The 2,200-nt window shown below is 67.1% G+C and carries 2 protein-coding genes; both read left to right on the top strand.

All coding sequences use genetic code 11. From position 1 onward, the window contains the following. Positions 1-550 (top strand): glycosyltransferase family 9 protein (locus KVT32_RS27695; RefSeq protein WP_217619146.1); only part of this gene is annotated, 550 nt, incomplete at its 5' end. Further along, a partial coding sequence (locus KVT32_RS27700) for a carbamoyltransferase C-terminal domain-containing protein (protein ID WP_217619147.1) occupies positions 538-2,200 on the top strand: 1,663 nt, incomplete at its 3' end. The genes KVT32_RS27695 and KVT32_RS27700, both read left to right, overlap by 13 nt.

Consider the following 2,200-nt stretch of genomic DNA (forward strand, 5'->3'; position numbering starts at 1 on the left):
AACCGACGGATGGATCTGCGTGCATGCGGGCGCGACGGCGGCGTCGCGCCGGTATCCGGCCGCGCTGATGGTGCAGGCGCTGATTGCGTTGCGCGGCGACGGCCGGCGCATTCTGCTTCTCGGCGGCCACGAGGATCCCGCGTTGGCCCCAGCGCTGGCCGAGGGGCGGCGCTGGCTGCCGGGCCTGATCGACCTGTCGGACGGCCTGACCCTGGGCGAACTGGGCGCCGCGCTCGAAGGCGCGGCGGTGGTCATCTGCAACAACAGCGGCCCCGCGCACATCGCCGCCGCGGTCGGCGCGCCGATCGTGGACCTGTACGCGCTGACCAATCCGCAGCATACGCCTTGGCGCACCGACGCCCGGGTGCTGAGTAACGATGTGCCCTGCAAGTACTGCTATCGCAGCGTGTGCCCGCAGGGACACCATGCGTGCCTGGCGGGCGTACCGCCCGGGGAAGTCGCATTTGCGGCCCGCGAGCTGCTTGGGCATCACCCACGGTTTCAGACGGGCCCGCGCGCCGTCAAGGAGACGATTTCATGTTCACTCTAGGCATCAATGCGGCGTATCACGACTGCTCCGCCACACTGGTTCATGACGGCGTCGTGGTGGCAGCCGCCGAGGAAGAACGCTTTACCCGCGTCAAGCACGGCAAGCGCCCCGTCCCGTTCACCACCTGGCAGTTGCCGTATTACGCGATCGACTATTGTTTGTCCGCGGCAGACATTCGGCTGCGCGACGTGGATCACATCGTTTATTCCTACGACCCGGCGCTGCTGGCCGGCGGCGCGGCGCTGCCGCAGGAGATCACGCTACCCCTGGAGCCATCGCGGGCCGGCGCCGGCGCGGAAGGCGCGTCGCCGTGGGACGCGCTGTTTCTCTCGTATCTGGTGAACGCGCCGCGCCAGCTTCTGGATGGCGCCCCGCTGCATCTGAAGTCGCCACGCTTTGACGATCTGACGCTCAAGCACATCACGGATCGATGGATCTATCTGGACCATCACCTTTCGCACGAGAGCAGCGCGTTCCTGGCGGCCCCGTGCGCGGAATGCGCGGTGCTGACGATGGACGGCCGGGGTGAGCGCACGACGACGAGCTATGGGCAGTTCGCCGGCGGCGAGTACGCGCGGCTCAAGCAGATCGACCTGCCGCACTCGCTCGGCCTGTTGTACGAGGAAGTCACCACCTGGCTGGGCTTTCTGCATTCGTCGGACGAGTACAAGGTGATGGCCCTGGCCTCGTTTGGCAAGCCCGAGTACCGCAAGGAGTTCCGCGAGATCCTTCGGCTGGAAGAAGAGGGCGGCTATTCGCTGCAACCCGCACGCCTTACCGAGCGCTTCGGCCCGGCCAGACGCCGCGGCGCGCCTTTTGAAGACCGCCACAAGAATGTGGCCAGTTCATTGCAGTATGTGCTGGAGGAAACGGCGCTGCACATGGCGCAGTGGCTGCACGAGAAGACGGGCGCGAAGAGCCTGTGCATGGCCGGCGGGGTGGCGCTCAATTGCGTGATGAATGCGCGCATCGCCCGGGATGGCCCCTTCGATGAGGTGTGGGTGCAACCGGCCGCGGGCGACGCCGGCACGTCGCTGGGCGCGGCGCTGTACGTGGACTACCATCGGCGCGGGGGCAAGCGCGCGTGGACCATGGAACACGCGTATCTGGGGCCGTCATACCCGGACGAGGAGATCGAGCGCTTCCTGGACAAGGCGCACCTTTCCTATCGCAAGTTGAGCGACGTGTCGGGCGAGGCTGCGGCGTTGCTCGCGCAGGAAAAGGTGCTGGGCTGGTTCCAGGGCCGCATGGAGTTCGGCCCTCGCGCGCTGGGCGCGCGCTCCATCCTGGCGTCGCCCCGGGACAGTGCGATGCAGGCCCGGTTAAACGGCCTGAAGGACCGCGAGGACTTTCGCCCCGTGGCGCCCGTCGTGATGGAGGAGCGGGCTGCTCAGTGGTTCGACGGACGCGGCACGGCCTCGATCTGCGCACCGTTCATGTTGTTTGTCTATGACGTGTTGCCGCACCGCGCCAAGCAGATTCCGGCGGTGCGGCACATCGACGGCACGGCACGGGTGCAGACCATCCGTCGGGATCAGAATGCACGGTATTACGACTTGCTGGCCGCGTTCGAACAGCTGACCGGCGTGCCGGTCCTGGGCAATACGACGTTCAATACGCGGGGCGAACCGGTGGTCTGCACGCCGCGCG

The organism is Achromobacter sp. GbtcB20 (assembly GCF_019091095.1).
Taxonomy (GTDB): domain Bacteria; phylum Pseudomonadota; class Gammaproteobacteria; order Burkholderiales; family Burkholderiaceae_B; genus Achromobacter; species Achromobacter mucicolens.